Origin of the sequence: Acidovorax sp. MR-S7, from assembly GCF_000400995.2 — a bacterium.
Lineage (GTDB): Bacteria > Pseudomonadota > Gammaproteobacteria > Burkholderiales > Burkholderiaceae_C > MR-S7.
In genome coordinates this window covers 120,462-147,121 of the sequence record NZ_DF238950.1, presented here as the reverse complement: position 1 = coordinate 147,121, position 26,660 = coordinate 120,462, and the positions used below count along the sequence as shown (strand labels likewise).

The window sequence follows — 26,660 nt, the reverse complement described above, 5'->3', positions numbered from 1 at the left end:
CCGTGCGGAGTGATGCCGTGAACAAAGCATTGAACCTTTTGAAGCGCTACTGGCTGGTGATCCGCCGGCCCAGCGTCCATTTCAGCCTGGGGTTCCTGACCATCGGCGGCTTCATCGGCGGCGTGCTCTTCTGGGGCGCCTTCAACACCGCGATGGAACTCACGAACACCGAGAAGTTCTGCACCGGCTGCCACGAGATGCGGGACAACGTGTTCGCGGAGCTCAAGAGCACCATCCACTACACGAACCGCTCGGGCGTGCGCGCGGTCTGCTCCGATTGCCACGTGCCGCACAACTGGACCGACAAGATCGCCCGCAAGATGCAGGCCTCCAAGGAGGTGTGGGGGAAGATCTTCGGGACGATCAGCACCCCCGAGAAATTCCAGGACAAGCGGCTCGAGCTGGCGCAGCACGAATGGGCGCGCCTGAAAGCCAACGATTCGCTGGAATGCCGCAACTGTCACAACTACGATTCGATGGACTTCACCCGCCAGAGCGTTCGGGCGCAGAACATGCACTCGACCTATCTCGCGAACAAGGAGAAGACCTGCATCGACTGCCACAAGGGGATTGCCCACCGCCTGCCGCACATTCCGCCGGGCGATGCACCCACCGATACCCCGGGCCAGAAGGTTCCCCAGCCGGATGCCAAGTCCTAGCGGGCAGGACATTGCACAACTCGCCGCCGTGGGCCTGCAGTGCCGAAGGGGCGGCCGCACGCTCGTGCGGGACGTGAGCTTCAAGGCCGGACGCGGGCAGCTCGTCGAGCTGCGGGGTTCCAACGGCAGCGGCAAGACCACGCTGATCCGCGTGCTTGCGGGGCTGGCTGCGCCATCGGGCGGCACGCTCTACTGGCAGGGCGCGCCGCTTGCCCGGGGCGACGCGGCCTACGCCCGCCACATGGCCTACCTGGGCCACCAGAATGCGCTGGGCGCCGAGTTGAGCGCGACCGAGAACCTGCGTTTCTTCCAGCACCTGCAGGGCGGCGCAGCGTGCGAGCCCGCGCAGGCCCTGCAAGCCTGGGGACTGGCACACGTGGCCCACCACGCGGTGCGACGCCTGTCGCAAGGGCAGCGCCGCCGCTTGGCGCTTGCGCGCGTCTGGTCGCGCCAGTGCGGCCTGTGGCTGCTCGACGAACCCTGCGCCGCGCTGGACGACGAGGGCGCACGGTTGCTGGATGCCCGCCTCGCCGAGCACCTGCAGCGTGGCGGGGCGGCCGTGGTGGCCACGCACCGGTCGCTGGGCGTGCCTGCTTCGGTGCTGCGCACGGTCGATCTGGATGCCGAGGCGGGCGCCGCCGCATGCTGATCCCGGTTCTGAAACGCGAACTGCTGGCCGCGCAGCGGCGCCCTTCCGAGGCGATGAGTGCGCTGCTGTTTTTCATCCTCGTGGGTAGCTTGTTTCCCCTGGCGGTCGGGCCCGACGCGGCCTTGCTGCGAGCGATCGCGCCTGGCGTCATCTGGGTGGCTGCGCTGCTGGCGGTGCTGATCTCGCTGAATCGCCTGTTCGAGCCCGATCTGGCCGACGGCAGCCTGGAGCAGTGGCTGCTGGCGCCGGCCGGCCTGACCGGGCTGGTAGCGGCCAAGACCGCTGCACACTGGTGCATCGCCTGCGTGCCGCTGATCCTCGTGGCGCCGCTGATGGCGCTGCAGTACGGGCTGGACGCAGGCGCCGTCGGCACCCTCGTCGCCGCCCTGGTGCTGGGCACCGCCGTGCTGACGCTGGTGGGCGCGCTGGGCGCCGCGCTGACGCTGGGCCTGCGCAGCCACGTGCTGCTGGCGCTCATCATGGTGCCGATGTCCGTCCCGCCCCTGGTGTTCGGCTGCGCGGCCGTGGCTGCCAGCCAGCAGGGGCTTTCCGCCGCGCCGCAGCTCAGCTTGCTGGGCGCCTGCCTGTCGCTAGCCGTTTTCCTGGGGCCCTGGGCCACCGCCGCCGCGCTTCGCCTGGCAATGGAATGATGCAAAAGAGCCCGCCCCCCTCGCGCTCCAGGCACCGCTGGCTGCGGTTCGCCTCGCCCCCGGCTTTCCACCGCCTGGCGGGGCGGGCCGTTCCCTGGTTCGCGTGCGCGGCCGTGGTGCTGGCCGCCGTGGGCCTGTGGCTGGGCTTCGTGGTCGCGCCCACGGACCACCAGCAGGGCGAGGTGTACCGCATCATCTTCCTGCACGTGCCGGCGGCGTGGATGTCCATGTTCCTGTACCTCGTCGCGGCCCTGCACGCGGCCGTGGGCCTGGTGTTCGGCACGAAGCTGTCGCCGCTGATGTCCCGCGCCATCGCCCCCACGGGCGCGCTCTTCACGGCCATCGCGCTGTGGACGGGCGCTGCCTGGGGCAAGCCCACCTGGGGCACGTGGTGGGTCTGGGATGCGCGGCTGACCTCCGAGCTGATCCTGCTCTTTCTCTACCTGGGCTACATCGCGCTCGTATCCGCCATCGAGGACCCGGAGCGGGCCGACGGTGCGGGGGCCGTGCTGCTGCTCGCGGGCGCGGTGAACGTGCCCATCATCTATTTCTCGGTGCAGTGGTGGAGCACGCTGCACCAGGGCGCGTCGATCCGGCTGGATGCGGCGCCTTCCATGACGCGCACCATGCTCGCCGGTCTGCTGGTGATGAGCCTCGCCTGCTGGGCCTACAGCTTCGCGGCCATCCTCGCGCGGGTGCGGTGCCTGATCGACGAACGCGCGGCGCTGGAGGCCCAGGCATGACGAGCCTGCAAGACCATGGTTTCTTCCTGTTGATCGCCTATGGCGTATCGGCCCTGCTGGTGGCGGCGGAAGTCGCACTGCTCTGGCGGCGCGGCCGCGCGAGAGGGCGCCCATGACGCCACGCAAGCGGCGCCTGCTGTTCGTGCTGCTGGGCCTGGCGGCCGTCTCCATCGCCACGGCCCTGGTGCTCAACGCGCTGAACAGCAACGTCATGTTCTTCTACAGCCCCAGCCAGGTCCAGGCGGGTGAGGCGCCCCGGCACGCCGTTTTCCGTTTGGGCGGGCTGGTGGAGGCGGGATCGGTGCGCCGCGCCCAGGGCGGGGGGCTCGACGTGCATTTCACCGTCACGGACGGAGCCCACCGCATCCCCGTGCGCTACCGCGGGCTGCTGCCCGACCTGTTCCGCGAGGGCAAGGGCGTGGTGGCCGCGGGGCGCCTGCAGGACGGCCTCGTGTTCGTCGCCACCGAGGTGTTGGCCAAGCACGACGAAAACTACATGCCGCCCGAAGCCGCGGCCGCGCTCAAGGATGCGCGCAAGATGCACGAGGAGGCCGTGAAGTGATCCCGGAGGTCGGCGTCTTCGCGTTGATCCTGGCGCTGCTCGTGGCCGTGGTGCAGGCCACGCTGCCGCTGGCCGGCGCCCACTGGAACGTCGCGCGCTGGATGCGCATCGCCCGCCCTGCCGCCGTGCTGCAGGGCCTGTTCGCGTGGCTGTCCTTCGGCTGCCTGGCCGCATCGTTCCTGGCCGGGGATTTCTCGGTGCTGTACGTGGCGGGCAACTCCCACTCCAAGCTGCCGGCGGTCTACCGCTTCGCGGCGGTCTGGGGCGGGCACGAGGGCTCCATGCTGCTGTGGCAGTGCCTGTTGTCGGGCTGGACGGTGGCCGTGGCGCTGTGCAGCCGTCAGCTGCCGCAGGCCTATGCGGCGCGGGTGCTCTCGGTGATGGGTTTCCTCAGCGTCGGGCTGATCCTCTTCCTGCTGCTGCTCTCCAACCCGTTCGAGCGCCTGATCCCTGCTGCGGCGGAGGGGCGCGATCTCAACCCGCTGCTGCAGGACCCCGGCATGGTGCTGCACCCGCCGCTGCTCTACATGGGTTACGTGGGCTTCTCGGTCGCCTTCGCCTTCGGCATCGCGGCGCTGCTGTCGGGTGAGCTGAACGCGGCATGGGCGCGGTGGTCGCGCCCGTGGACGCTGGCGGCCTGGAGCTTCCTGACGCTGGGCATCCTGCTGGGCAGCGCCTGGGCCTACTACGTCCTCGGCTGGGGCGGCTGGTGGTTTTGGGACCCGGTGGAGAACGCATCGTTCATGCCATGGCTGGTCGGCACCGCGCTGATCCATTCGCTGATCGTGACGGACCAGCGCGGGGCCTTCCGCAGTTGGACGGTGCTGCTGGCGATCGCGGCCTTCTCGCTGAGCCTGCTGGGCACCTTCCTCGTGCGCTCGGGCGTGCTGACCTCGGTGCACGCCTTCGCGGTGGATCCGGGGCGCGGGCTCTATATCCTCTGCTTCATGGTGCTGGTGGTCGGCGGCTCGCTGCTGCTGTTCGCGCTGCGGGCGCCCGGCGTGGGGCTGGGTGGGTGGTTCGCCATGCTCTCGCGCGAATCGCTGCTGTTGGTGAACAACGTGCTGTTCAGCGTGGCCGCGGCGGCCGTGCTGATCGGCACGCTGTACCCGCTGCTGCTCGACGTGCTGAACGGCGGGAAGATCTCCGTCGGGCCGCCGTACTTCGAGGCGGTGTTTGTTCCGCCCATGGTGCCGGCGCTGGTGCTCATGGGCATCGGCCCCATGGTACGGTGGAAGCGCAGTGCGCCGGTCGAATTACGCACCCAACTGCGCTGGGCGCTGGGCGCCAGTGGGGCTACGGCGCTGGCGCTCGCCTGGCTGCTGCCCAAGGACCCCGGTGCCGGGTGGACGCCGCTGTCCGCTTTCGGCCTGCTGCTGGCCGCTTGGTGTGTGTGGAGCACGCTGGTGCAGGCCGGCAAGCGGCTGTCCGCGGTCGATGGAAGCTGGCGGCTGCGCGCCAGCCGCCAGCCCCTGAGCTGGTGGGGCATGATCGCCGCGCATTTCGGCATCGGGCTGTTCGTGTTCGGGGTCACCTTGGCCACGGGGTTCGAGACCAAGCGCGAGCTCACGCTGGCCGTTGGCGAGCCGGTCGCGGTGGCAGGCTACGAGTTCCGGCTGGACAGCGTTCGCGAGGTCGCCGGCCCCAACTACGAGGCCCACAGGGCGCATGTCCAGGTGCGCCGCGATGGCACGCATGTCGTCGACCTGTTTCCCGAGAAGCGCCGCTACCGGGCGCAGGAGATGCCGCTCAGCCAGGCCTCCATCGACACGGGGCTGCTGCGCGACCTGTTCGTCGCCCTGGGCGACCCGGTGGATGAACGCACATGGACCGCCCGCATCCAGGTCAAGCCCTTCATGGGCTGGATCTGGATAGGGTGCGTGCTGATGGCCCTGGGCGGGTTGCTGGCCCTGGCGGACCGGCGCTACCGCGCCTCGGCCAGGGCCTGCCGGGTGCGCGCGGGCGCTGGTACCCCGGCCTGCAGCCCGGAGGTGATTGGATGAGATTCCTGGTCCCGTTGGCCGCTTTCCTGGGATTGGCCGTGGTGCTGATGTTGGGCCTGCAGCGCGACCCGCGCGCCTTGCCCTCGGCGCTCATCGACCGGCCCTTGCCGGTGATCGACGGCCCCTTGCTGCAAGACCCCGGGCGGCGGTTCGATGGCGCCCAACTGCGCGGCCAGGTCTGGCTTCTGAACGTCTGGGCCTCATGGTGCGGCCCTTGCCAGGAGGAGTTGCCCGCGCTGAACGTTCTGGCAGCCCGCGACCGCGTCCCCCTGTATGGCTTGAACTACAAGGACCAGCGGGCGCCCGCGCTGGCGCTGCTGGCGCGCTTCGGCAACCCCTACCTGCACTCGGCCGTGGATGCCGATGGCCGCATCGGCATGGACCTGGGCGTACAGGGCGTTCCGGAGACGTTCGTGATCGATGCCGCGGGCCGCGTTCGCTACCGGCACCTGGGGCCTGTCAACAACGAGGTGTGGGAGAGCAAGCTGATGCCCGTCGTGAAGGCGCTGCGATGACGGCGAGGCGCTTCGTCGTCATCGCGTGGGCCCTCTTGCTGGCACGGGCGGCCGTGGCAGCGCCGGACCTGGAGGCGCGGGAGGCCCGGCTGGCGGCGCAGCTGCGGTGCGTGGTCTGCCAGAACCAGACCGTGGCGGAATCCAACGCGCCGCTGGCGGCTGACATGCGGCGCGTGATCCGAACCCAGCTGCAGGAGGGCCGCACGGACCGCGAGGTCATCGATTTCTTCGAGCAGCGCTATGGCGCCTTCGTCCACTACACACCGCCGTTTCAGGCGACGACCTGGCTGCTGTGGATCGGGCCGTTCGCCATCGCAGCCATCGGCCTGGCCGTGCTGCTGGCCGTGCTGCGCAGACGCATGGCGCAGCACGCGCATGCGCCGCTGACCGAAGCGCAGCGCGAGAGAGCGCGGCGGCTGCTGGATGAGGAGTCGAACCCGTGAGTGCGATCTGGCCCCTGTGGGCGAGCGCAGTGGCGCTGCTGCTGCTGGCGATCGCGGCCTTGATCTGGCCGCTGCTGCGTGAGAGTGCCGATGCGCCTGGCGAGCGCGGTGCAGCAGATGCCGAGCTGCGCCGGGTGTACCAGGCGCAGCGCAGGGAGCTGGAAGCGGAGTTCGAGCGCCAGATGCTGGCACCCGCGGACCGCGAGCAGGCGCTGGAGGAACTGCAGCGCCGCTTCCTGGACGACACCGACGCGCTGCAGCCCGGCGGCACCTCCCGCACCTCGCCAGTGGCCGAGCGCATGTGGATGCGCCGCGGCCTCGCGGGCCTGCTGGCCGTGGCTTTGCCGGTGGCCGCGCTGGCGCTGTACCTGAAGGTGGGCGATCCCCAGGCGGCGGCTACGGCCGCGGCGGCCGAGCCGCAGAGCCATGCCAGCAGCGGCATCGACGTGGACACCATGATCAGCGGGCTCGCGGCCAAGCTGGCACAGACGCCGGACGACCTCGAAGGCTGGGTGGTCCTGGCCCGTTCCCATGAGGTGCAGGAGGACTTCGCCCAGGCATCCGCCGCCTACCGCCATGCGATCGGCGCAGCGGAGCGCGGCCAGTTCCCAGCAGGCCTGCAGGCCAGGCTGCACGCCGACCTGGCTGACGCACTGGCTTCTGACCAGGGCGGGGCGATGGAGGGGCCTGTCCAGCAGGCCCTGGCCGACGCGTTGCGCCTGGACCCGCTGCAGCCCAAGGCGCTGGCCCTGGCGGGCGCGGCGGCCGTGCGGCGGGGCGACGCCGGAGCAGCCCGGCACCACTGGCAGCAACTGCTGGCCCTGATCGAGCCAGGCACCGACATGGCCTTGCGGGTGCAGAGCGACCTGCAGCGCCTGAATGAGATGGACGGCACGGGCGCCAAGGCAGCTCCTTCTCAGGCAGGCCTGCGCGGCACGGTCCGCCTGAGCCCGGCCATGGCAGCGCATGTGCGGCAAGGGGATACGCTGTTCGTGGTTGCCCGGGCGGCAGAAACGGGCCGTACGCCCGTCGCCGTGCTCAAGCTGGAGGCTGGCGGGTTCCCGGTGGCTTTCCAACTGGACGACCGCCATGCAATGTCGCCGCAGTTGCGCCTGTCGCGCTTCAAGGACGTGACGGTGCAGGCATGGATTTCGCGCTCGGGCTTGGCCCAGCGGGTGCCGGGACTGCCGACCAGCGCCGCACAGTCCGCCGGCTCCACTGCCGCCGATGTGGAGCTGGTCATTGACCAGCTGGTGCCCTAGGGTGGTGCGGCAGGAGAGCGCTGCGTGGTCCCTCCGACAGGAATCGAACCTGTATCTAGCGCTTAGGAGGCGCTCGTTCTATCCATTGAACTACGGAGAGGCCGGGCTCGGATTGTACGGTGCCCAGGGTGCTCCTCGATTGATAGCTGCTGGCGCTTGATGGGAAAGCGCTAGCGGCCTTTTCGGCTTGTATCAGTCATAGCGCACCGTGTAGATCAGGTCCACCGCGCTCTGCAGCCCCGTCTGTCCGCGCAGCGTGAGGCGCTGCGACAGGTCGTAGAAGATGTAGAGCGTGCCCAAGACCCCCGACAGGCTGCGTTCGTAGGTGACGTACAGGTCCTTGGACAGGCGCTTGCCGAAGGTGAGGGCCGCGCCGCTGGCGTCGTCGCCGGACTCGGGGCCCTTGAAGCCGATTTCGTCCAGGCCCAGGCGCTGGGCGAAGTTGCCGCCGGTGCCGCCGCCGCCCAGCAGGGCCAGCGCGGCCTGCTGCAGCAGCGCGGCTTCGGCGCCGCCGGCGGCGGCGCTGCGGCCGAGCACGACCCAGGAGAGCTTTTCGGCGTCGGGCAGGTCGGGCTCGGAGTACAGGCGCACGCGCGGAGCCTTGGCCGAGCCGGTGACCTGCACACCCGCGCGCTGGCTGATGTTCGGGCGGATGGCGAGCACGTCCAGCGCGGGGTTGTCATAGGGGCCGTTGAAGCGGATCAGGCCGGTTTCCACGTCCAGCGCCTGGCCCCAGGCGCGGTAGCGGCCCTGCTCGGTGTGGATCTCGCCGGTCACGCGCGGCGCGCCGCCGGCAACGCGGATGTCCAGCCGGCCCTTGAGCCGCGTGGTGATGCCGTGGCCTTGCAGCGCGAAGTCGTCGCCCAGGTCCAGCGTGACGGCGACGTCGGGCGGCTTGGCGGCCTCGACGCGGCCCGCGCCTTCGGCCTGTGCCGCCTGGGCGGCCTGCTGGGCCTTGGCGGCGGCTTCGCGGTCCAGCGCGGCGGAGCGCACCACCACGTCGTCGCCCAGCGTGGGTGCGCCGGCTTCGGGCAGCAGGATGGTGGCGCGGTCGGTGGTGAGCTGTCCGCGCAGCGTGAACTGGCCGCCCTGCAGTTGTGCGTGCAGGTCGCCCGAGACGCTGACCTGCCGGTCGGCGCGCACCAGCACCTGCAGCGCCTGCGCGCGGGCGCGCATGTCCATGGCGATGCCCGAGCCCCCGGCGCCGCTGCCCGCTCCGGCCCACGACACGGTGCCGCTGCCGGTGAGCGTGCCGCCGTCCTGCGGCGCCGCCGTGCGGTTGCCGCTGTAGCCGGCGATGCGCGCGCGGCTGCCCCGGCCGCCCTTGAGCGACAGTTCGGTGATGTCCAGCCGGTCGCCGCGCAGCTGGGCGCGCAGGCGGCCGTCCGTGAGCTGAACGCCGTCCAGCAGCGAGCTGACGGCGAACTGGTCGGCGGCGAGCTGGCCGCGCCAAAGCGGCGCGGCGCGATTGCCGGACAGGCGCGCGTCGGCAGACAGCGTGCCTTTCACGCGCCAGCCGGGCGGCGCGAGGGCGGACCAGACGCCTACGTCGGGCAGCTCGGCGCGCACGGTGGCGGCCAGGGGTGCGTCGGCGGGCCACAGCCAGCCGCCCTCGGCCGCGCGCGCCAGGCGCGTGCTGCCCTGGGCCTGCAACTGGCCGGCGCGCTCGCTGTCCCATTGCACTTGGGCGCGCAGCGCGTCGCCCTCGGCGTCGATCTGCAGCTCCAGCTGGCGCAGGCCGGCGGGCGTGCCCGGCACGGCGACCGCCTGGGGCGCACCCGCGCCCTTGCCCTGGCCGCTGCTGTGCACGACGGTGGCGGGCGCGGTGTCGCCCGTGAGGATGCGCAGGTCGCCCCCGATGCGGCGCACGCGGGCCGTGGCGCGCAGGGTGTCGGCGGCGTCGATGTTCCAGTCGGCGCCCAGCACCAGGTCGCCCGCCACGCCCAGGCGCGCGAGGGCGGGCTGGCCGTCCATGGCGAAGGCGTTGGCCCAGGCCAGGGGCAGGCCCTGCAGTTCGCCCTGGCTGCGCAGCTGCACCGCGCCCTGGGCGCCTTGTGCGAAGTGCACGGGCTGCCAGCGGAGCACGGCTTCGCCCGGCTGCGGGCCGGTGATGCGGGCCTGGCCGGCCGATGCATCCACCTGCAGGCGGGGCTGCTGCCGCACGGACAGGGTGAGCGGCTCGGACAGGCGCAGCTGCCAGGGGCCGCTTTGGCGCTCCACCGATGCCTGCACCTGCAGCGCGGCTACCTGGGCCTGCCAGCGGCCGGCGCCCGCATTGCCTGCGTTGGCGCGCAGGTGCAGCTGGGCCTGCTGCGCGCCCTGGCGCAGGGTGCCGTCCAGCTCCAGCGCGGCCTGGGGCACGGAGCCGCGCAGCGCGGCGGTGGTGCGCTGCAGCTCGATCTGCACCGGGCCGCTGCCCGTGCCCGGCTGCGGCGCGCGCGCTGCGCGCAGGCGCGGGGCGTTGAGCTGGGCCTGCAGCTCGAAGCGCCCATTGCCCGGGCGGGCGGGTGCCGCGCCGGCCACCAGGCCGGCCGCGCGCAGGTCGCGCTGCAGCGTTTGCCAGCCGCCGCTCCAGCGGGCGTTCAGTTCGGCATTGCCGTCCAGGCTCCAGGCCGCCAGGGGTTCGAGGGAGACGGGCAACGTGGCGGCCCACTGCTGGGCGCGCAGCGCGTCGGCCAGGCGCAGGGAGAGCGTGCCGCCGCCGCTGGCCGGTGCGATCTGGCCGTCGGCCTGCGCCGTGGCGCCGGGCACGCTGGCCTGCACGCGGCCCTGGGCCGACTGGGCGGCGGTGTCGATGCGCAGGGCCTGCGCGCGCACCTGGGCCTGCAGCGCGTCGAGGTCGAGGCGCGCGATGTCGATGCGCTCGCCTTGCCACGTGCCCTGCACGGCCAGGCGCTCCAGGCGCAGCGGGGCGGCGGTGCCCGCGCGCGCAGGGCGGCGGGGCGCGGCGGCGGCGCGCAGGTCGGCGTTGAAGCGCACGGCGCCATCGTCGCGGCCTTCGGCGCTGGCCGTGCCGTTCACGGGGGCAGCGTCCAGCGCGGTGTGCAGGCGGGCGGGGTTGAGCCCTTGCACGCGTACCTGGCCCTGCAGCGCGTGCGTGCCGGGCGTGTAGGCGCCTTGCGCGGCCACGGTGCCGCCGCCGGCATGCAGCGTGGCCTCGGGCACGGTCCAGGTGGTGCCGTCGAATGCGGCGCGGGCCTGCAGCGCATCGAGCGGCAGGCGCTGCTGGTCCCACGGGCCGGGCAGGGCGTTGCGCAGGTCGGCGGCGATGCGCCAGCCGGTTTCGCCTTCGGGCTCGGCGCCCACGCTACCGCTCAGCTGCGTGCCGGGGGCCTGGGGCCACAGGGCCGCCAGGTCCAGCGCCTGCAGCTCGGCGGCGGCCTGGAGCAGGGGCTGCGGCGCCCAGGGGGCGATGCGGGCCTGCACGTCGGCGCTCAGGGGGGTGCCGTCGCCGCGCAGCTGGGCGGTGGCTTGCAGGCGCGCGTCCTGCGTGGCCAGGGTGCCTTGCACGTGGGCCTGCGCCTGGGCTTGCAAGGGCTGCTCGCCGCTGGGCACGGGCGTGCGCACGGTGCCGTGCGCGCGGGCCTCCAGCGCCATGGGGGCCTGGGCCTGCAGGGTGGCCTGCAGCGCGTACCGGCCCTGGGCCAGCGTGACGCGGTCCACGTCGAGGTGGTGCCGGTCGCCGTCGTAGTGGTAGCTGCCTGCCAGGTCGTCGATGGTGATGGGGTTGGCTGCCGCCCAGGTGATGTGGTCCACCTGGAAGGGCAGGTGCACGCGCACGGGCAGCACGAGCTGCTGCAGCGGCTGCGTGGGCTCCTGGCTGGGCTCGCCCCGGGGCGTGACGGTGACCTGCGCGGCGTGCACCTCGCCCAGCTGCACCTGGCGGCGCAGCAGCGGCGCGAGCTGCCAGCCGATGCGCGCGTCCTGCACCTCCACCTCCAGCGTGGGGCTGCTCCAGCGCAGCCAGCCGATGTGCCCGCCGCCGCGCAGCGAGCCGGTCACGTCGCGCGATTCCAGACTCTGGCCCGCGGGCAGGTGCTGCGCGGCGCGCGCGAGCGCAGCGGCGAGCGACGTGCCGATGCCCATCCACCACCACAGCGCGGCCAGCAGCACCAGCACTGCCACCACCAGCCCGCCCAGCACCCGTGCGGCCGTGCGCCAGCGGCGCGGGCGCCGTGGCGGGCGAGGGGGCGCCGCGGCGGCGGCGTAGGGGTCGGAGGTGGAATGCGATGCCATGGAGCTTTTCAAAAATCGTAGCTGCTTGCGCTTGCTGTCAAAGGTTTTGAATAGAAAAACTATCTGAAATTGTTGCAGAGAGAGCGCAAGCAGCTCTCTTATTCATAGCGACTAGAAGGTATAGCCCAGGCGCAGGTGCAGCCGCACCTGCTTGGAGTGCAGGCCGTAGGCCACGTCCGCCTGCAGCGGGCCCACGGGGCTGCGCCAGCGCAGGCCGGCGCCCACGCCCACGCGCGCCTGCAGGTCGCCGGGCTTGTCGGCCACGGCGCCCGCGTCGATGAAGACGGCGCTTTCGAAGTCGGTGCGGTTGCCGCGCAGCTCGATGGGACGCTGGTATTCCACGCTGCCCACGGCCATGTAGCGCCCGCCGTAGAGCTGGCCGCCATCGAGGCGCGCGCCGATCTGGCGGTAGCCGTAGCCGCGCACGGTGGTGTCGCCGCCGGTCAGGAACATCAGGGTGGCGGGAATGTCGGCGCCTTCGCGTGCCAGCACCGCGCCGCCTTCGGCCCGCAGCGCCAGGCGGCTGTTCCTGCGCACGTTCTCGCCCAGGTCCACGCGCCCCAGGCCGATGAACGACTGCCAGCGCAGCAGCGTGCGCACGAACGGGTCGCGCTCGGGCCGCAGCGTGGTGCCCACGCCGATCTCCGCGCCCAGGCCCCAGCCGCGCGTGGGGGCGGTGTTGTTGTTGAAGTAGCGGCCCGTCCAGCCGTAGTTGGCGCTGATGGCGCTGCTGGAGGGCGGCGCCTCGTCGCCGCGGCTCTTGGCGTCGTCGTACTGCAGGAAGTAGCTGCGGTCGATGTGGTCGCCGTTCTTGGTGCGGCCCGCGCGCAGGCGGGCGCTGTCCACTTCGTAGCTGCCCGTGTCCTCGCGCTGCAGCTGCGCGCCGGTGAACCAGCGCCAGCCGTTCTCGTGCGGCAGGCCGGTCCATTCGGTGGAGAGCAGTTTCTTCTTGCGGTCGATGGACGCCTTGCTTACCGCGCGCCAGCCCAGCCAGGGCAGGCGGTTGTGGATGTGGTCCATGGACAGGCGGGGCCCGCTGTCGGTGGAGATGCCCACGCCGAAGACCAGCTTTTGCAGCGGCGCATCGCGCACCTGCGCGATCACCGCCGCGTTCTGCGGGTCGGGGGCGTCGGGGTCGAGCGAGAGGAACACCGCGTCGTAGTAGCCGCTGCTGGCCAGGCGCTGCTGGGCGTCGAGCAGGCGCGTCTCGCTGTAATCCTCGCCCGTGGGCAGGCGGGCGATGCGGCGCGCGCCTTCGGGGTCGTAGCGCTCGCTGCCCTGCACCAGCAGCTCGCCGAAGCGGTAGGCGGGGCCCGGGGCATAGCGTACGTGCAGGTCGGCCTCGGCGCGGTCTGCGTCCACGTCGGCGCGGCTCGATTCGATGCGCGCCGTGGGGTAGCGGCGCGTTTGCAGCTGGCGCAGGGCCTGCGACTTGGAATCGTCCCAGTCGCGCTGGGTGAACGGCGCGCCGCTGGGCAGGCCCCAGCCGCGCTGGATCTGCGCCTGGCGGCGCGCCAGCTCGGGCGCCTCGGCGCCGGCCAGCTCGATCTGCGCGCTGGCGATGTGCGTGCGCGGGCCGGGCGTCACGCTGACCTGCACCGTGCGCGGCGGCTCGTCCTTGGCAGGGGCAGGGTTCTCGCGCAGCGCGATGGTGATCTCGGGGCTGAAGTAGCCCAGCGTCGCCAGCAGGTCGCGCGCGTTCGCGTCGGCCGAGCCCAGCAGACGGCTCAGCTCGCCCGCCTGCAGGTCGGGCAGCTTGCGAAAGCGCTGCAGCTCCATGTGGCGCTCCAGGTGCTCGCGGATCGTGTCGTCGGGCGCGGAGACTTCGAGCGCGAACGCATCGGGGCCGGAACCCGCGGGCGCATCGGACGCGATGGCGCCCTGGCTTTCATCCGGCGACGCTTCGCGCGAATCCTTGAACATGCCGCAGCCCGTGAGCAGCAGGCAGGCCAGCAGCGGCCACAGGGCGAGAGAGGTGGGAAAGGAAACAGGCACGGGCAGGATGGGCAGGGCGCGGTTGCGACCTCGCCACTATGCCGTGCCGGCCGCCGCGCCCGTGTCGGACAAAGGCGTGGACTTTATTTGGAGAGCAGGCGCATCGTCTCTTCCAGCCCCTTGAGCGACAGCGGGTACATGCGCTGGCCCATGATCTGCTGGATGATGCCGATGCTCTGGCGGTACTGCCACACGCCCTGCGGCTCGGGGTTGATCCAGGCGAACTTGGGGAAGGCGTGCGTGAGGCGCTGCAGCCATTCGGCGCCCGGCTCCTCGTTGTTGTATTCCACGCTGCCGCCTGGCTGCAGGATCTCGTAAGGGCTCATGGTCGCGTCGCCCACGAAGATCAGCTTGTAGTCCTTGTTGTACTTGCGGATGATGTCCCAGGTCGGGAACTTCTCCGCGAAGCGGCGGCGGTTGTTCTTCCACATGAAGTCGTAGACGCAGTTGTGGAAGTAGTAGAACTCCAGGTGCTTGAACTCGCTCTTGACCGCGCTGAAGAGTTCCTCCACGCGCTGGATGTGCTCGTCCATGGTGCCGCCCACGTCCATGAGCAGCAGCACCTTCACGTTGTTGTGGCGCTCGGGCACCATCTTGATGTCCAGCCAGCCCGCATTGGCCGCCGTGCTGCGGATGGTGTCGGGCAGGTCCAGCTCCAGCTCGTTGCCTTCGCGCGCGAACTTGCGCAGGCGGCGCAGGGCCACCTTGATGTTGCGCGTGCCGAGTTCCTGCGTGTCGTCGTAGTCGCGGTAGGCGCGCTGGTCCCACACCTTCACCGCGCTCTTGTTCCTGCCGGCGCCGCCGATGCGGATGCCCTGCGGGTTGTAGCCGCCGTGGCCGAAGGGGCTGGTTCCGCCCGTGCCGATCCACTTGCTGCCGCCCTCGTGGCGTTCCTTCTGTTCCTCCAGCCGCTTCTTGAGCGTCTCCATGAGCTCGTCCCAGCCCATCTTCTCGATGGCGGCCTTCTCCTCGGGGCTCAGCTCGCGCTCGAGCATCTTGCGCAGCCAGTCGGCGGGGATTTCCTTGGTGAAGTCGGCCAGCATCTCCACGCCCTTGAAATAGGCGGCGAACGCGCGGTCGAACTTGTCGAAGTGCTTCTCGTCCTTCACCAGCGCCGTGCGTGCGAGGTAGTAGAAATCGTCCAGGCTCCACGCATCGTCGGAGCGCGGGCCGACCACGCCGGCCTGCAGCGCTTCGAGCAGCGTGAGGAATTCCTTCACCGATACCGGCAGCTTGCCAGCGCGCAGGGTGTAAAAAAAGTCGATCAGCATGGGCGGGTCAATCGTGGACTCCCCATTATGGAACCGGCAGGCGTACGGCGCTTGTCATGCACATGACGCCGCCTGCCAGCGTACTATCCATCGGCCTCGGTACTGCGCTCCAGAATCGCTTTGCGCAGGGAATACAGCCAGGAGTCCATTGGCTGCCCCAGATCCGCTGCCAGCCAGCTGGCGGCGACGGCTGGGGGAACTGTGATCTGCCCATGGGTTGCGCAGTCCTGCCATTTGGCCAACAGGTCTTCGTCGGTCACCGGATCTTGCGGAGAGCCCGGTGCCCAGTCCACCGCCATGGTGTCGCTCCATCCGCAGCCGGTAATGGTCACTTGTACCGGCGCGGTTTCCAGTGGTTCGTGCGGCCCGGTGCGCTCCTTCACACGGATGCGGGCCATTTGGGGGCGCAGCGCGGGGCGCTGCACGGCGGCGTCGCTGAAGCTGCCCAGACCGACATGGCCGTCCATCCACGCCACGGCGGCGCAGTAGGGCGCGCTGAACTTGGCCTGCAGCCCGGTGCGCGGCTGAGGGTGCTTGAGGGGAGCCGTGCCACCCGGAGGGAACAGCACGTCGATGGACACGGGCGCATCGTCTGTTAGTGGCGGGCGGCGTTCCCGCAGGCGCTGGATGCCCGCGATCATGCGGTGCGTCAGGTAGCAGCTCGGGTAGCGTTTGGTTTCGAATCCGGGTGCCATGACGGCCCACGGTGTCGAGGCATCCCGGAGGGGCGGATCGAGCCGTGCTCCGCCTGTGAACGCGTGTGCGAATGCGGCGAGGGCATCGTCGCTCGCGGTGGCGCCCGCGCGCGCCAGCGCCACGGCCCGGAGCGCGGAGCTGGCCGCGAAACCCACGTGCAGCGGCTTGGTATCCGTGCCGAAGTTGGCGCGCAGGCCGCAGGCGGAGCTGGCCGCGATTGACAGCGCCGCGTGCCACTGTGCCAGAGGCAGCCGCAGCAGGTGGGCACAGGCGGCAGCCGCGCCCACGGCGCCTAGCGTGCCGGTGGCGTGGAAGCCCAGCGCATAGTGGCCGAAGCCCAGCCAGGCGCCCAGCCGCAGCATGGTTTCCGTGCCCACGAGATGGGCAGCGAGCAGGTCGGCCAACGCGATCTCTTCTGGCGCGTGGTCGATCCCCGCGAGCAGCGCCGACACCACGGGCGCGCTGGGATGGCAGGTGGCCAGCATGCACACGTCGTCGTAGTCCAGCGCATGCGAGGCGGTGCCGAGCACGAGCGCCCGGTGCTCGGCACCGGCCGTGTCGGCGGCACGTGCCGCTGCGCGCGCGGCAGGCTCGCCGGCACCGCCCACCATGCAGGCCAGGGTGTCGAGCCACGCGCGGCGGGCATGTTCCATCGCGGCTGGCGCGATGGCCGGGGCTCGCTGTGCATGGATCGTCTCGGCCAGGCTCCAGAAGCCGGTATTCACCTTTGCGTCCATTGCGGCTCCCTTTTTTCGTTGAAGGCGCGTATGCCTTCGAGCCGGTCCGGTGAGCGCACCAGCAGATTGTGGAATGCCAGGTCGAGGGCATAGCCGCTGCGGAAGTCGCAGTCCGCTCCCTGCTGCAGGGTGACCTTGGCGGTGCGTATGGCCATCGGCGCGGCGCGCGCGATGTCGCGCGCGATTTCCAGCGCGCGGGCCAGGTGCATGCCTGCGGCTACGCATTCATTCAGGATGCCCCACTCGTGCGCCTGCCGCGCCTGCACGCGCGCGCCGGTGTAGAGCATTTGCTTGGTCTTGCGCACGCCGATGGCGCGCGTGAGGTTCTGCAGTCCGCCGCCGCCGGGCAGGAAGCCGCGCTTGACCTCGGGCAGGGCGATGTCGCAGGTGTCGTCGCCGACGATGAAGTCGCACATCAGCGCCAGCTCGATGCCGCCGCCATGCGCGATGCCGTGCACGGCGGCAATCACGGGGCGCGGGAAGTCGCGCACCAGCAGCAGCACATCTTCGATGAGCTGGTGCTGCGCAGCCCAGTGCGCATCGCTCATGCCGTTGCGCTCCTTGAGGTCGCCTCCGGCGGAGAATGCGCGCACGCCGGCGCCCTGGATGACGAGGCATGACAGCGACGTGTCGTAAGCCAGTTCGCGCAGCAGTGTCCACAGCTCGCGCCACATGGCGGTATTGAAGGCGTTGAGCACCTCGGGGCGGTTGAGCGTCAGCACCGAGACGCCGGGGCTGGAATCTTTCTCGAACAGCAGGGTTTCCATGGCGGGTTTCCTCAATAAGAACGCGGCATGTCCAGCAGATGCTGGGCGACGTAGGCCAGTACCAGATTGTTGGAAATCGGCGCGGTGCGGAACAGGCGCGTTTCCTTCCATTTGCGCTCGATGTCGTATTCGGTGGCCACGCCGTAGCCACCGTAGGTGGTCATGGCCGCCTCGGCGGCCTCCCACGAGGCTTCGGAGCACAGGTACTTGGCCATGTTGGCCTCGCCGCCGCAGGGCTGCCCCTGGTCGAACAGCGTGGCGGCCTGGTTGCGCATGAGCTCGGCCGCGCTCAGGCTCATGTGCGCCCGTGCGATCGGAAAGGCCACGCCCTGGTTGGCGCCGATGGGCTTGTCGAAGACTACGCGGCCGGTGGCGTAGGTGCGCGCGCGCTCGACGAACCACTTGCCGTCGCCCACGCATTCGCTGGAGACGAGCAGGCGCTCGGCGTTGAGCGAGGACAGCAGATACCGGAAGCCCTGTCCCTCCTCGCCTACGCGCCACTCGTCGGCCACTTCGAGGTTGTCGATGAACACCTCGTTGGTGTGGTGGTTGAGCATGGTGTCGATGATGCGCGGCTGCAGTGCCTTGCCGGCCTGGGCGATGTCCACCAGGAACAGGCTCAGGCCGTCGGTCTTGCGGGCGACGTCCTCATAGGGCGTGGTGCGGGCCAGCAGCAGGTACATATCCGACTGGCGAAAGCGCGATGTCCAGATCTTCTGGCCGTTGATGACATAGCCGCCGTTCACCTTCTTCGCGAAGGTCTTGATGCGCAGCGTGTTGGAGCCGGCATCCGGCTCGGTCACGCCGAAGGCCTGCAGGCGCAGAGCTCCCGTGGCGATGCGCGGCAGGATGGCTTGCTTCTGCGCCTCGCTGCCGTGCTGCAGCACGCTGGCCATGGTGTACATCTGGGCATGGCATGTGGCTGCGTTGCCGCCCTGGCGGTTGATCTCCTCCAGGATCACGCAGGCGTCCAGCAGGCCCAGCCCCGAGCCGCCGTACTGCTCGGGAATCAAAGCCGCGAGCCAGCCGGCTTCGGTCATGGCCCCCACGAACGCGTCGGGGTAGGCCTCGCGCGCGTCGCAGTCGCGCCAGTACGCATCGCCGAAGCGCCGGGCCAGCTCGGCCACTGCGGCGCGGATCTCCTGCTGGGTGCTCGAATACGCGAAATCCATCATGTCTCCTTTCGGTCAAATCTGTACGGCGCCGCTTTGCACGAGCTGTGCGATGCGTGCATCGCTTACCCCGCAGGCACGCAGCAGGGCTTGCGAGTCGGCGCCCACCCGGGCGCTCAGGTGGTCCGAGAACTCACGCTCGCCGTCGAAGCGGATGGGCGTGCCGATGGCGTTCAGGGGCTCGGATTGGCCGCCATCCCAGTGCAGCGGGCGGGCCATGTCCACGGCCTGGATCTGCGCGTCCTGCATCACTTGCGACAGGTCGTGCACGGGGCTGACTGGTACGCCCTGGGCTTCCAGCCGGGCGATGACCGTTGCCACTTCCATCGTGCGGGTGACGGCCTCCAGCGTGTCGTGCACCAGATCCCGGTGCTTCACACGCTCGGCGTTGGTGGCAAAACGTGTGTCTTTGGCCAGATCATCGTGTTCCAGTCCCCGCAGCAGCTTGCGGAACAGCCGGTCGTTACCGCAGCCGATGAAGACGTGGCCGTTCGTGCACTCGAACACCTCGTAGGGCATGAGCATGGCGGTGGCCGAGCCCATGCGGCGCGGCAGCTTGCCAGTAGCGCTGTAGTTGGCAATCGGGTTGGTCATCCAGGCTACGCCGCTTTCCAGCAGCGAAGTGTCGATGCGGCAGCCGTGCCCACTGTCCTTGCGCTGCGAGATTGCCGAGACGATGCCGAGTGCCGACCACAGGCCGGTGCCGATATCGACCATGGACACGCCCACGCGGGCGGGCGGCAGCCCGTCGTGGCCGTTGACGGACATGATGCCGGCATAGGCCTGGATCAGTGGGTCGTAGCCAGGAAAGGCTGCGCGCGGCCCGCTGGTGCCATAGGCACTGATGGCACAGTAGATCAGGCCGGGCCGTCCCAGCGCCAGGGCTTCGTAGCCCAGGCCGCGCTGCTCGGCGCTGCCGGGCTTGAGCGAATGAACGAAGACGTCGTCGGGCTGCAGCAACTGGGCAAGCAGAGCCTGGCCGTCCGGGTGATCGAGGTCGATCGCAAGGCTCCGTTTGCCGCGGTTGAAAGTGGCATAGGTGGGAGACATCGCCTCGCCGATGTTCGGTGCCCAGTGGCGGGTGTCGTCGCCAGTGCCGGGCCGCTCGATCTTGACGATCTCCGCGCCGAGGTCGGCCAGCACCTGGGTGCAGTAAGGACCTGCGACGTTTTGCGTGAGGTCGATGATGCGTTGTCCTGCCAGGGGCTTCATGAGGATTTCACTTCTGTTGGGGCGAGGATTGGGTGATGCTGCCGCCGGAGGCGTGGCGCAGCGTGACGGCATACTGGAACCGGTCCTGCGGGTGCAGCGAGTCGGTCACCTCCAGTAGGGTGCGTTGCTGGCCGTAGTACCAACGCTGGATGCGTAGTAGCGGCTCGCGAGGCTTGCAGCGCAGCAGCGTGGACTGCTCCCGCGTGGCGATGGCGATGCCGATGACCTGGCGCACTTCGCTGACCATGCGGCTGTGCAGCCGCTGTACCTCGATGAATACCGGCAGTCCGGAGCGCCCGGAGGCCTCGATGGCCGGCCTGCTGGCCTGAGGCACCCAGACCGAGGACAAGACGATGGGGGCGTCCTGTTCCGCGGCCGTGCGCAATGTGCGGGCCTGGCACCATGCCTCGCCGGCACCCGCGCCGATCCACTCGGCGGTGGGGCCGTCCAGTACGACCTCCTTCACGTCCAGGATGCGTACCGTGGTGTTGCGTGCGTAGAGCGCCAGGTCCGAGATGTCCTGCAGCGAGTGCGACGGCGTCTGCTCCGGTCTGCGCCGCAGCACGCGCGTGCCCACGCCCTGGTGGCTGGTGACCAATCCTGCCGACTGCAGCTCCGCCAGCGCCGCACGCACCGTATGGCGGCTGACCTGTAGTTCCTTGCAAAGTGCGGTTTCCGCCGGCAGCAGGGCGCCGACGGGCCAACGCCCGCATTCGATTCCCTGGGCCAGATGGGCGCAGACGAGAGTGCGTTTGCCTGTGTAGGTGGTTGGATTTGGAGCCGGCATGGGTGGATTGGCTTGTACGGACAAGCTTCGTGGATCGCGCTGGCCCTTGGAGTTCGGGACAACCCCTGCTTGTCCGGTGGGTGGCGGACAAGCGGGGGTTGTCCCGCAAGGAGCGCCGAAGGACCGATTTCTATACTGCCCTCGGCCTCGAGCGGGGCCCGATTCCGGCGCTTGCGCATTCGCGAATGGTGCCGCCAACAATGGAGACAACGGCTGGCGGAAAAACTCCGTCCGGCCCTTTCAGGAGCTTGCCATGCCCTTCGATTCAGAACGACTCCACTCGGCCCTGGGCCGCCGCCATTTGCTTGCCCTGGGGGCAGCCTCGCTGGCGGCCCATGCCTTGCCTGCGAATGCCGGCGATGCCTGGCCCACCAGGCCCATCCGCATCGTCGCAGGACAGGCGCCGGGGTCGTCTAACGATTCGACTGCGCGTGCGTTCGCCGACTACGCGTCGCAGAAACTGGGCGTGCCGGTCGTGGTGGAGAACAAGCCTGGCGGCGGAGGCATGATCGCTGCGGAGAACGTGGCGCGCTCCGCACCTGACGGCTACACGCTGCTGATATCGCTGCACAGCCAGCCTGCACAGGCCCCGGTACTGCTAAAGAAGCCGCCGATCGACACCGACAGGGATCTGCTGCCGATCGCGGCCATGGGCGTAGGCCCGGTGGTTGGCGTGGTGAACAAGGACTTTCCTGCCCGGACGCTGGAAGAGGTGATTGCCTATTCCAAGAAAAAGCCGGTCAACATCGGCAACTATTCCATCGGATCGGGCTGGCAATTGATGCTGGCCCAACTGGCCAAGGACACGGGCGGGCAGTTCAACGTCGTCAATTACAAGGGTACCGGAGCCATGCTGATGGACCTGTATGCAGGCACCATCGACATGGGTGCAGGCTCGCTGGCGGGTGTGGGTGCGGGGCTCGACAAGGGTGCCATCCGGCCGGTAGTGATCACCGTCGGAGAACGGTCGGGCAGACTGCCGGGCATCCCGCGCTGGGTCGATGCAGGCTTCAAGGGGCCGGCCTACGAGGATCTGGCCGAGTGCAACATGCTGTTCGCGCCCGCCGGCACACCGCCTGAAATAGCCCGGCGGCTGGCCGATCTGATGGTCTCGTCGGTGAGCGAGTCGCCGCGTATCAAGACGGTGCGTGAGGCCCTGCATGAGGAAGGCCCGATCCTGACGGGAGAACCGCTGCGCCAATTCATCGACCGTACCTGGCCGAGCTACCGGCGCATGACGCGCGAGCTGAATCTGAAAGTGGACTGAGCCGCGGCCTTCGGCGCCGCATGCGTCAGGCAGTGGCGTAACGGCCCAGCAGGTACAGCAATTGCGCGCGCGCCTCGGGCCACTCGCCCGCGCGCATGCTGTACATCACCGTGTCTCGGATCGTGCCGTCGCGGCGCGGTGCGTGGCCGCGGATCACGCCGTCCTTCTTCGCGCCCAGGCGCTCGATGGCGCGCTGGCTGGCGAAGTTGAAGTTGTCCGTGCGCCAGCCCACCACGTGGCATTGCAGCGTGTCGAAGGCGTGGCCCATCATGAGCAGCTTGGCGGTGGTGTTCACGTGGCTGCGCTGCACGCTCTTGGCGTACCAAGTCCAGCCGATCTCCACGCGCCGCACGGCGGGCAGGATGTCGTGGTAGCTGGTGCTGCCGAGCACGCGGCCGGTGGCGTCCTCGACCACGGCGAAGGCGAAGCGGTGGCCTTCCTCGCGCATCTGTAGGGCGGTCTCGATGTAGGCACGCGTGTCCTGCGGCTCGGGCACGGAGGTGATGCGCAGCTTCCACAGCTCGCCATCGGCCGCGGCGGCGGCCAGGCCTGCCTCGTGGGACAGGGCCAACGGCTCCAGGCGCACGCCGCGCTCGCGCAGGGTGACGGGTTGCACGAATGCCATGCTCAGTTCTCCTTGTGTTCGGTGGACGCGGCCCGCGTCGTGCGCCAGCGTCGGGCCAGGTGCAGGCCCAGGCCGCCGCCCAGGCCCACAAGGGCGATGCCCAGGATGCTGCCGGTGCCGTAGCCCTCGGCGAAGATGTCCCAGCCCAGCAGGCGCGTGGCCCAGAAGCCCGCGAGCGCGCCGCCCACGAAGCCCACGGCGTCGGACGCGCCCTCGATCAGCAAACGGCGTGCGGTGCTCATCGTGCGAGCCCGGTCAGCGGTTGCGCTGGTTCATGAAGACCAGCTTCTCGAACAGGCTCACGTCCTGCTCGTTCTTGAGCAGCGCGCCCACCAGCGGCGGCACGGCGACCTTGTTGTCGGCGGTCTGCAGGGCTTCGAGCGGGATCTCCTCGGCCACGAGCAGCTTGAGCCAGTCGATGAGTTCGCTGGTCGAGGGTTTCTTCTTCAGGCCAGGCAGGCCGCGCACGTCGTAGAAGGTCTTCATCGCCACGGTGAGCAGGTCGCCCTTGAGCGTGGGGAAGTGCACGTCGACGATCTTCTTCATCGTCTCGGGCTCGGGGAACTTGATGTAGTGGAAGAAGCAGCGGCGCAGAAAGGCGTCGGGCAGCTCCTTCTCGTTGTTCGAGGTGATGAAGACCAGCGGGCGGTGCTTGGCCCGCACCATCTCGCGCGTCTCGTAGCAGTAGAACTCCATGCGGTCGAGTTCGCGCAGCAGGTCGTTGGGGAATTCGATGTCGGCCTTGTCGATCTCGTCGATTAGCAGGGCCACGGGCCGGTCGGCCGTGAAGGCCTGCCACAGCACGCCCTTGACGATGTAGTTGTGGATGTCCTTCACGCGCTCGTCGCCCAGCTGGCTGTCGCGCAGGCGGCTCACCGCGTCGTATTCGTACAGGCCCTGCTGCGCCTTGGTGGTGGACTTGATGTGCCACTGCAGCAACGGCATGTCCAGCGCCTGCGCCACTTCCTCGGCCAGCATGGTCTTGCCGGTGCCGGGTTCTCCCTTGACCAGCAGAGGGCGTTGCAGCGTGATGGCCGCGTTCACGGCCAGCATGAGATCTTGGGTGGCGACGTAGTTCTGGGAGCCTTGGAATTTCATGGGCCGATGAATAGGGAAATCGTTGATGAAAGGGCTTGACAGGCGCTGGCTATAATCGTTTGCTGATCAGCCGAGACAACCAATCACTGAGATTGTGCGCGCAAAATGAAAAAAGCATTGACCACGATATTCGGCCTGACTGTCGCATGTGCGACCGGCCTGCTCCACGCGGAGGAAATCAAGGGGGACGCCAAGGCAGGGGCCCAGAAGATCGCCATGTGTATCGGCTGCCATGGCATCCCCGGCTACCAGGCCAGTTTCCCCGAGGTGCACAAGGTGCCCATGATTTCCGGCCAGGGCGCGAAGTACATCGCCGTTGCGCTGGACGCCTACAAGAAGGGCGACCGCAAGCATCCCACCATGCGCGGCGTCGCCGACTCGCTGACCGAGCAGGACGTGGCCGACGTGGCCGCCTACTACGCCGAGCACGGCAAGCAGGGCGCGGTGCCGGCCAAGCCGTCGCGCGAGCCCAGCGCGCAGGTGGCGCAGCTGCTGCAAAAGGGCGCCTGCGTGTCCTGCCACGGCGAGAACTTCTCCAAGCCCATCGACCCGAGCTATCCCAAGATCGCGGGCCAGCATGCGGACTACCTCTTTGTGGCCCTCAAGTCGTACAAGACCGACAAGGGCGCCTACGTGGGCCGTTCCAACGGCGTCATGGCAGGCATCGCCAAGCAGTTCACCAACGCCGAGCTGAAGGCGCTCGCAGGCTACGTGAGTTCGCTCGACGGCGACCTGCAGGTGGTGCCGCAGTCGCGCTTCCGCTGATCGCGGATTCCACTGCATTCTTCCCAAAGCCCGCTATTGCGGGCTTTTTTCGTTGTGCACGCGCTCCCGCGTTATCTGGCACGGACCAGTGCGGAATCGTTGTCCGCGCGGAAGGTGCTTCCTACAATGGCGCGCTATGCGTTTCCTGGTTTCCACCCCGTGCGTGCGTATCGTGCGGCTCGCTTCGGCGGCCGTGGCGTCGGCGCGCGCCATGCGCAGGATGGGTGTTCTGAAACCAGCGTCGCCGGCCGCAGATCTCCTGGCCCGGCGGTGCTCCTCCTCCCTCGCTTCCTGAGAGCGTCATCCCGTACCGCCGGGCGCCATGCCACGGCGCGCACGCCGCACGTCCGTGGCCTTGCGCGATGACGCAGCCGCCGCCGGCGCCGTGGGTGCGCCGGCGCTCTCGTTCGCCGACCAGGAGCTTTCCCCATGCGCATCCAATCCATCGTGGCCCTCACCGACTTCTCCACCGCGGGGGAGTTGGCGCTGGACCGCGCGGCGCTGCTGGCCGCCGCGCACCAGGCGCGCCTGCACATTCTTTTCGGCGCCGAAACGCCGCATCCCCGATTCACCGATCCGCAGGCGCGCCTGGAGCAGCGTGCGCGCCAACTGGCCCGCAGGCATGGGCTGCCCGTGCAAGCGCTGGAACACCGGGGTGGCAGTGTGGCCGGCGAGGCGCTGCGCGCCGCGGCCGGCGCGGACCTGCTGGTGATGGACCGGCGCCCGCCCGCAGGCATGGCGGGCCTGCTGGGAGGCAGCATGCTGGCACGGGTGCTGCGCGCCAGTTCCTGCCCGGTGCTGGTGGTGCAGCAGCCGGTGCACGGCGCCTATGCGCACGTGCTGGTGGCCGTGGACTTTTCCGCCGCGTCGGACGCGCTGGTGCGCTACGCGGGCGGGCTGGAGGCCGCGGCCGCGGTGGAGCTGTTCCATGCGGCGGACCGGCGCTGCGAATCCACGGCGCAGGCCCTGCGGGACTACCGCCACGAGGTGCGGCGGCAGGCGCAGGGCCGGCGCGTACGCCTGTCCGATGTGTTCGAGGCGCGTCGCAACCGCGTGGGCATGGCCGTGGGCGCAGGCGACAGGGCGCGTCAGCTCGCGGTGCAGCAGGAGAGCGCGGGCGCGGACCTGGTGGCGCTGGCGCACCGCCGCCGCGGCTTGCTGGGGGACCTGCTGCGGGGCCGCGCCACGCGGCGGGTGCTGGACGGCGTGGGCTGCGACGTGCTCGTGTACCCGCAGGACTACCCGGGCACGCAGGCGCGTGCTCAGTCCGCCGTGGCGCGCCGCTGGACCGAGGCGACGTAGGCCTCGCCGTCGGGTGGGCGGCCCGAGCGCTGGGCCTCCCACAGCATCTGTCCCAGGCACTCCATGGCCACGTGGTGCGCCTGGTGCAGCGAATCCAGGCGCCGGGCCAGCAACTCCACCGCCTGGCGGATGCCGCGCGGCTGGTCGATGCTGCACTGCTCGCTGATCGACAAATGCATGGACAGATGCAGGAAGGGGTTGGTGTGGCCGGGCGTCTCGTCGTAGTTGCGCGCGATGGCCGCATCCGCGTCGGACAGGTCGGCGTGGTATTCGGGATGCTCGGCCGTCCAGAGGCCGGCCAGCGTCTCGATGGCCTCCATGGGCTGGCCGGCCTGCTGCTTGGCGTGTGCGGCGCAGAAGAAGCGGCGCACGTCTGCTTGGGTGGGCTTGAACATGGCTGCGAGCTTAGCGGGTGCGCAGCGTGCGCGAGATCGCCTGCGCCGTGGCCAGCAGCTCGGGCAGCAACTGCTCGCGCATCACCTGCGCGCTCGTGCGGTTGGCCTGGCCGCTGATGTTGAGCGCCGCCACGGTGACGCCCGCGCGGTTCTTGAGCGGCGCGGCGACGGAGATCAGACCCTCCTCCAACTCCTGGTTGACCAGGCACCAGCCTTGCTCGCGCGCCTCGCCGATGCGCGCGAGCAGCGTCTCGTCGTCCAGCAGCGTGTGCTGCGTGAACTGCCGGCGGGGCAGGGTGGCCAGGCGCGCGCGCAGGCCGTCCTCCGGCAGGTCGGCCAGCAGCACGCGGCCGAGCGAGGTCCAGAACGCCGGCAGGCGCGAGCCCACGGCGAGGTTGGTGCTCATGATCTTGTGGGTGTGCACGCGCAGCACGTAGACGATCTCCTGCCCGTCGAGCACGGCGGCGGAGCAGGACTCGTGCACCCGGTCGGTGAGCGCTTCCATCTGTGGCTCGGCCAGGTCCCAGATGGGCATGGACGTGAGGTAGGCGAAGCCCAGGTCCAGGATGCGCGGCGTGAGGCGGAACAGCCGTCCGTCGCTTTCCAGGTAGCCCAGCGTCTGCAGGGTGAGCAGGATGCGCCGCGCCCCGGCGCGCGTGAGGCCGGTGCGCGCGGCCACTTCGCTCAGCGTTTGCTGCGGCGCAGCAGCGCTGAACGAGCGGATCACCTCCAGCCCGCGGGCGAACGACTGCACGTAACTGTCTCCTGGCCTAGGGTTACTACCTAGTTCCGAGGGGTGTTCATTCATAGGTGATCCTCCTAAAATTCATTATACGAACAAAAGTTCGA

General features: G+C 69.7%; 26 protein-coding genes and 1 tRNA gene. 13 read left to right on the top strand and 14 right to left on the bottom strand.

The window, feature by feature from the left end:
• Positions 1–17: 17 nt before the first annotated feature.
• Genes AVS7_RS16915 through ccmI form a run of 10 tightly spaced genes read left to right on the top strand, consistent with a single transcriptional unit; the run spans position 18 to position 7,486 of the window.
• Complete coding sequence (locus AVS7_RS16915) at positions 18–659, top strand: cytochrome c3 family protein (RefSeq protein WP_144425130.1); 642 nt, start codon at positions 18–20, stop codon at positions 657–659.
• Positions 646–1,308, top strand: a complete 663-nt coding sequence (gene ccmA / locus AVS7_RS16910) for a cytochrome c biogenesis heme-transporting ATPase CcmA (protein WP_024001729.1) — start codon at positions 646–648, stop codon at positions 1,306–1,308. Before AVS7_RS16915 ends, ccmA begins: the two co-directional genes overlap by 14 nt.
• Complete coding sequence (gene ccmB / locus AVS7_RS16905; protein WP_020230788.1) at positions 1,302–1,958, top strand: heme exporter protein CcmB; 657 nt, start codon at positions 1,302–1,304, stop codon at positions 1,956–1,958. Before ccmA ends, ccmB begins: the two co-directional genes overlap by 7 nt.
• Complete coding sequence (gene ccmC / locus AVS7_RS16900) at positions 1,958–2,701, top strand: heme ABC transporter permease CcmC (protein ID WP_020230787.1); 744 nt, start codon at positions 1,958–1,960, stop codon at positions 2,699–2,701. Before ccmB ends, ccmC begins: the two co-directional genes overlap by 1 nt.
• The gene (gene ccmD, locus AVS7_RS24525; protein WP_020230786.1) at positions 2,698–2,817 is read left to right on the top strand and encodes a heme exporter protein CcmD; all 120 of its coding nucleotides are present in this window, start codon (positions 2,698–2,700) and stop codon (positions 2,815–2,817) included. The genes ccmC and ccmD overlap by 4 nt, the downstream gene beginning before the upstream one ends.
• Positions 2,814–3,263, top strand: a complete 450-nt coding sequence (gene ccmE, locus AVS7_RS16895) for a cytochrome c maturation protein CcmE (protein ID WP_020230785.1) — start codon at positions 2,814–2,816, stop codon at positions 3,261–3,263. Before ccmD ends, ccmE begins: the two co-directional genes overlap by 4 nt.
• Entirely contained in the window at positions 3,260–5,266 is a 2,007-nt protein-coding gene (locus AVS7_RS16890; RefSeq protein WP_020230784.1) for a heme lyase CcmF/NrfE family subunit, read from the top strand. Before ccmE ends, AVS7_RS16890 begins: the two co-directional genes overlap by 4 nt.
• On the top strand, positions 5,263–5,781 hold the full coding sequence (locus AVS7_RS16885) for a DsbE family thiol:disulfide interchange protein (protein WP_024001728.1): 519 nt from the start codon (positions 5,263–5,265) through the stop codon (positions 5,779–5,781). Before AVS7_RS16890 ends, AVS7_RS16885 begins: the two co-directional genes overlap by 4 nt.
• Entirely contained in the window at positions 5,778–6,224 is a 447-nt protein-coding gene (locus AVS7_RS16880) for a cytochrome c-type biogenesis protein (RefSeq protein ID WP_020230782.1), read from the top strand. Before AVS7_RS16885 ends, AVS7_RS16880 begins: the two co-directional genes overlap by 4 nt.
• The gene (gene ccmI, locus AVS7_RS16875; RefSeq protein WP_020230781.1) at positions 6,221–7,486 is read left to right on the top strand and encodes a c-type cytochrome biogenesis protein CcmI; all 1,266 of its coding nucleotides are present in this window, start codon (positions 6,221–6,223) and stop codon (positions 7,484–7,486) included. The genes AVS7_RS16880 and ccmI overlap by 4 nt, the downstream gene beginning before the upstream one ends.
• 25 nt (positions 7,487–7,511) lie before the next feature.
• Here ccmI and AVS7_RS16870 read toward each other — a convergent pair.
• From AVS7_RS16870 to AVS7_RS16830, 9 genes are all read right to left on the bottom strand, one after another.
• A tRNA-Arg gene (locus AVS7_RS16870) sits at positions 7,512–7,586 on the bottom strand.
• A gap of 92 nt (positions 7,587–7,678) precedes the next feature.
• The gene (locus AVS7_RS16865) at positions 7,679–11,722 is read right to left on the bottom strand and encodes a translocation/assembly module TamB domain-containing protein (RefSeq protein WP_020230780.1); all 4,044 of its coding nucleotides are present in this window, start codon (positions 11,720–11,722) and stop codon (positions 7,679–7,681) included.
• 111 nt (positions 11,723–11,833) lie between these two features.
• Positions 11,834–13,723 carry an autotransporter assembly complex family protein gene (locus AVS7_RS16860; RefSeq protein WP_369799120.1) on the bottom strand — a complete coding sequence of 630 codons (1,890 nt, stop codon included), beginning with the start codon at positions 13,721–13,723 and terminating at the stop codon, positions 11,834–11,836.
• Between the two features lie 77 nt (positions 13,724–13,800).
• On the bottom strand, positions 13,801–14,988 hold the full coding sequence (locus AVS7_RS16855; RefSeq protein WP_020230778.1) for a VWA domain-containing protein: 1,188 nt from the start codon (positions 14,986–14,988) through the stop codon (positions 13,801–13,803).
• Positions 14,989–15,071: 83 nt separating this feature from the next.
• Positions 15,072–16,421, bottom strand: a complete 1,350-nt coding sequence (locus AVS7_RS16850) for an MmgE/PrpD family protein (RefSeq protein WP_020230777.1) — start codon at positions 16,419–16,421, stop codon at positions 15,072–15,074.
• A complete protein-coding gene (locus AVS7_RS16845) occupies positions 16,406–17,188 on the bottom strand; it encodes an enoyl-CoA hydratase/isomerase family protein (RefSeq protein ID WP_020230776.1) in 783 nt (260 codons plus the stop codon). The genes AVS7_RS16850 and AVS7_RS16845 overlap by 16 nt, the downstream gene beginning before the upstream one ends.
• An 11-nt stretch (positions 17,189–17,199) precedes the next feature.
• Positions 17,200–18,360 carry an acyl-CoA dehydrogenase family protein gene (locus tag AVS7_RS16840; RefSeq protein ID WP_082176582.1) on the bottom strand — a complete coding sequence of 387 codons (1,161 nt, stop codon included), beginning with the start codon at positions 18,358–18,360 and terminating at the stop codon, positions 17,200–17,202.
• 15 nt (positions 18,361–18,375) lie between these two features.
• On the bottom strand, positions 18,376–19,572 hold the full coding sequence (locus AVS7_RS16835; protein WP_020230774.1) for a CaiB/BaiF CoA-transferase family protein: 1,197 nt from the start codon (positions 19,570–19,572) through the stop codon (positions 18,376–18,378).
• A 7-nt stretch (positions 19,573–19,579) separates the two neighbouring features.
• A complete protein-coding gene (locus AVS7_RS16830) occupies positions 19,580–20,359 on the bottom strand; it encodes a GntR family transcriptional regulator (RefSeq protein WP_024001727.1) in 780 nt (259 codons plus the stop codon).
• A 253-nt stretch (positions 20,360–20,612) separates the two neighbouring features.
• Between AVS7_RS16830 and AVS7_RS16825 the strand changes: the two genes are divergently transcribed.
• Complete coding sequence (locus tag AVS7_RS16825; RefSeq protein ID WP_020230772.1) at positions 20,613–21,626, top strand: tripartite tricarboxylate transporter substrate binding protein; 1,014 nt, start codon at positions 20,613–20,615, stop codon at positions 21,624–21,626.
• A 25-nt stretch (positions 21,627–21,651) separates the two neighbouring features.
• Here AVS7_RS16825 and AVS7_RS16820 read toward each other — a convergent pair whose 3' ends face one another.
• Genes AVS7_RS16820 through AVS7_RS16810 form a run of 3 tightly spaced genes read right to left on the bottom strand, consistent with a single transcriptional unit; the run spans position 21,652 to position 23,349 of the window.
• On the bottom strand, positions 21,652–22,251 hold the full coding sequence (locus AVS7_RS16820) for a GNAT family N-acetyltransferase (RefSeq protein WP_020230771.1): 600 nt from the start codon (positions 22,249–22,251) through the stop codon (positions 21,652–21,654).
• 2 nt (positions 22,252–22,253) lie between these two features.
• Positions 22,254–22,493 carry a hypothetical protein gene (locus AVS7_RS16815; RefSeq protein ID WP_020230770.1) on the bottom strand — a complete coding sequence of 80 codons (240 nt, stop codon included), beginning with the start codon at positions 22,491–22,493 and terminating at the stop codon, positions 22,254–22,256.
• A gap of 13 nt (positions 22,494–22,506) precedes the next feature.
• Complete coding sequence (locus AVS7_RS16810; RefSeq protein WP_020230769.1) at positions 22,507–23,349, bottom strand: MoxR family ATPase; 843 nt, start codon at positions 23,347–23,349, stop codon at positions 22,507–22,509.
• A gap of 105 nt (positions 23,350–23,454) precedes the next feature.
• Here AVS7_RS16810 and AVS7_RS16805 point away from each other — a divergent pair, with 105 nt between their 5' ends.
• Entirely contained in the window at positions 23,455–24,114 is a 660-nt protein-coding gene (locus tag AVS7_RS16805; RefSeq protein ID WP_034691790.1) for a cytochrome c, read from the top strand.
• Between the two features lie 429 nt (positions 24,115–24,543).
• Positions 24,544–25,416 (top strand): universal stress protein, encoded by an 873-nt coding sequence (locus tag AVS7_RS16800; RefSeq protein WP_020230767.1) that lies wholly within the window; start codon positions 24,544–24,546, stop codon positions 25,414–25,416.
• Here the strand turns inward: AVS7_RS16800 and AVS7_RS16795 are convergent.
• Together AVS7_RS16795 and AVS7_RS16790 are read right to left on the bottom strand one after the other, a co-directional pair.
• Positions 25,377–25,811, bottom strand: a complete 435-nt coding sequence (locus AVS7_RS16795; RefSeq protein ID WP_020230766.1) for a DUF1841 family protein — start codon at positions 25,809–25,811, stop codon at positions 25,377–25,379. The two genes, AVS7_RS16800 and AVS7_RS16795, sit on opposite strands and share 40 nt — an antisense overlap.
• Positions 25,812–25,821: 10 nt before the next feature.
• Positions 25,822–26,619, bottom strand: coding sequence for an IclR family transcriptional regulator C-terminal domain-containing protein (locus AVS7_RS16790; RefSeq protein ID WP_024001726.1), 798 nt, complete (start codon positions 26,617–26,619; stop codon positions 25,822–25,824).
• Positions 26,620–26,660: the final 41 nt, after the last annotated feature.

Bases quoted from the DNA above. Each gene is read 5' to 3' on its own strand.
- ccmA (WP_024001729.1), top strand. From the start codon at position 646: ATGCCAAGTCCTAGCGGGCAGGACATTGCACAACTCGCCGCCGTGGGC.
- ccmB (WP_020230788.1), top strand. From the start codon at position 1,302: ATGCTGATCCCGGTTCTGAAACGCGAACTGCTGGCCGCGCAGCGGCGC.
- ccmC (WP_020230787.1), top strand. From the start codon at position 1,958: ATGCAAAAGAGCCCGCCCCCCTCGCGCTCCAGGCACCGCTGGCTGCGG.
- ccmD (WP_020230786.1), top strand. From the start codon at position 2,698: ATGACGAGCCTGCAAGACCATGGTTTCTTCCTGTTGATCGCCTATGGC.
- ccmE (WP_020230785.1), top strand. From the start codon at position 2,814: ATGACGCCACGCAAGCGGCGCCTGCTGTTCGTGCTGCTGGGCCTGGCG.
- AVS7_RS16885 (WP_024001728.1), top strand. From the start codon at position 5,263: ATGAGATTCCTGGTCCCGTTGGCCGCTTTCCTGGGATTGGCCGTGGTG.
- AVS7_RS16880 (WP_020230782.1), top strand. From the start codon at position 5,778: ATGACGGCGAGGCGCTTCGTCGTCATCGCGTGGGCCCTCTTGCTGGCA.
- AVS7_RS16865 (WP_020230780.1), bottom strand. From the start codon at position 11,722: ATGGCATCGCATTCCACCTCCGACCCCTACGCCGCCGCCGCGGCGCCC.
- AVS7_RS16855 (WP_020230778.1), bottom strand. From the start codon at position 14,988: ATGCTGATCGACTTTTTTTACACCCTGCGCGCTGGCAAGCTGCCGGTA.
- AVS7_RS16850 (WP_020230777.1), bottom strand. From the start codon at position 16,421: ATGGACGCAAAGGTGAATACCGGCTTCTGGAGCCTGGCCGAGACGATC.
- AVS7_RS16845 (WP_020230776.1), bottom strand. From the start codon at position 17,188: ATGGAAACCCTGCTGTTCGAGAAAGATTCCAGCCCCGGCGTCTCGGTG.
- AVS7_RS16840 (WP_082176582.1), bottom strand. From the start codon at position 18,360: ATGGATTTCGCGTATTCGAGCACCCAGCAGGAGATCCGCGCCGCAGTG.
- AVS7_RS16835 (WP_020230774.1), bottom strand. From the start codon at position 19,572: ATGAAGCCCCTGGCAGGACAACGCATCATCGACCTCACGCAAAACGTC.
- AVS7_RS16830 (WP_024001727.1), bottom strand. From the start codon at position 20,359: ATGCCGGCTCCAAATCCAACCACCTACACAGGCAAACGCACTCTCGTC.
- AVS7_RS16825 (WP_020230772.1), top strand. From the start codon at position 20,613: ATGCCCTTCGATTCAGAACGACTCCACTCGGCCCTGGGCCGCCGCCAT.
- AVS7_RS16820 (WP_020230771.1), bottom strand. From the start codon at position 22,251: ATGGCATTCGTGCAACCCGTCACCCTGCGCGAGCGCGGCGTGCGCCTG.
- AVS7_RS16815 (WP_020230770.1), bottom strand. From the start codon at position 22,493: ATGAGCACCGCACGCCGTTTGCTGATCGAGGGCGCGTCCGACGCCGTG.
- AVS7_RS16810 (WP_020230769.1), bottom strand. From the start codon at position 23,349: ATGAAATTCCAAGGCTCCCAGAACTACGTCGCCACCCAAGATCTCATG.
- AVS7_RS16805 (WP_034691790.1), top strand. From the start codon at position 23,455: ATGAAAAAAGCATTGACCACGATATTCGGCCTGACTGTCGCATGTGCG.
- AVS7_RS16800 (WP_020230767.1), top strand. From the start codon at position 24,544: ATGCGCATCCAATCCATCGTGGCCCTCACCGACTTCTCCACCGCGGGG.
- AVS7_RS16795 (WP_020230766.1), bottom strand. From the start codon at position 25,811: ATGTTCAAGCCCACCCAAGCAGACGTGCGCCGCTTCTTCTGCGCCGCA.
- AVS7_RS16790 (WP_024001726.1), bottom strand. From the start codon at position 26,619: ATGAATGAACACCCCTCGGAACTAGGTAGTAACCCTAGGCCAGGAGAC.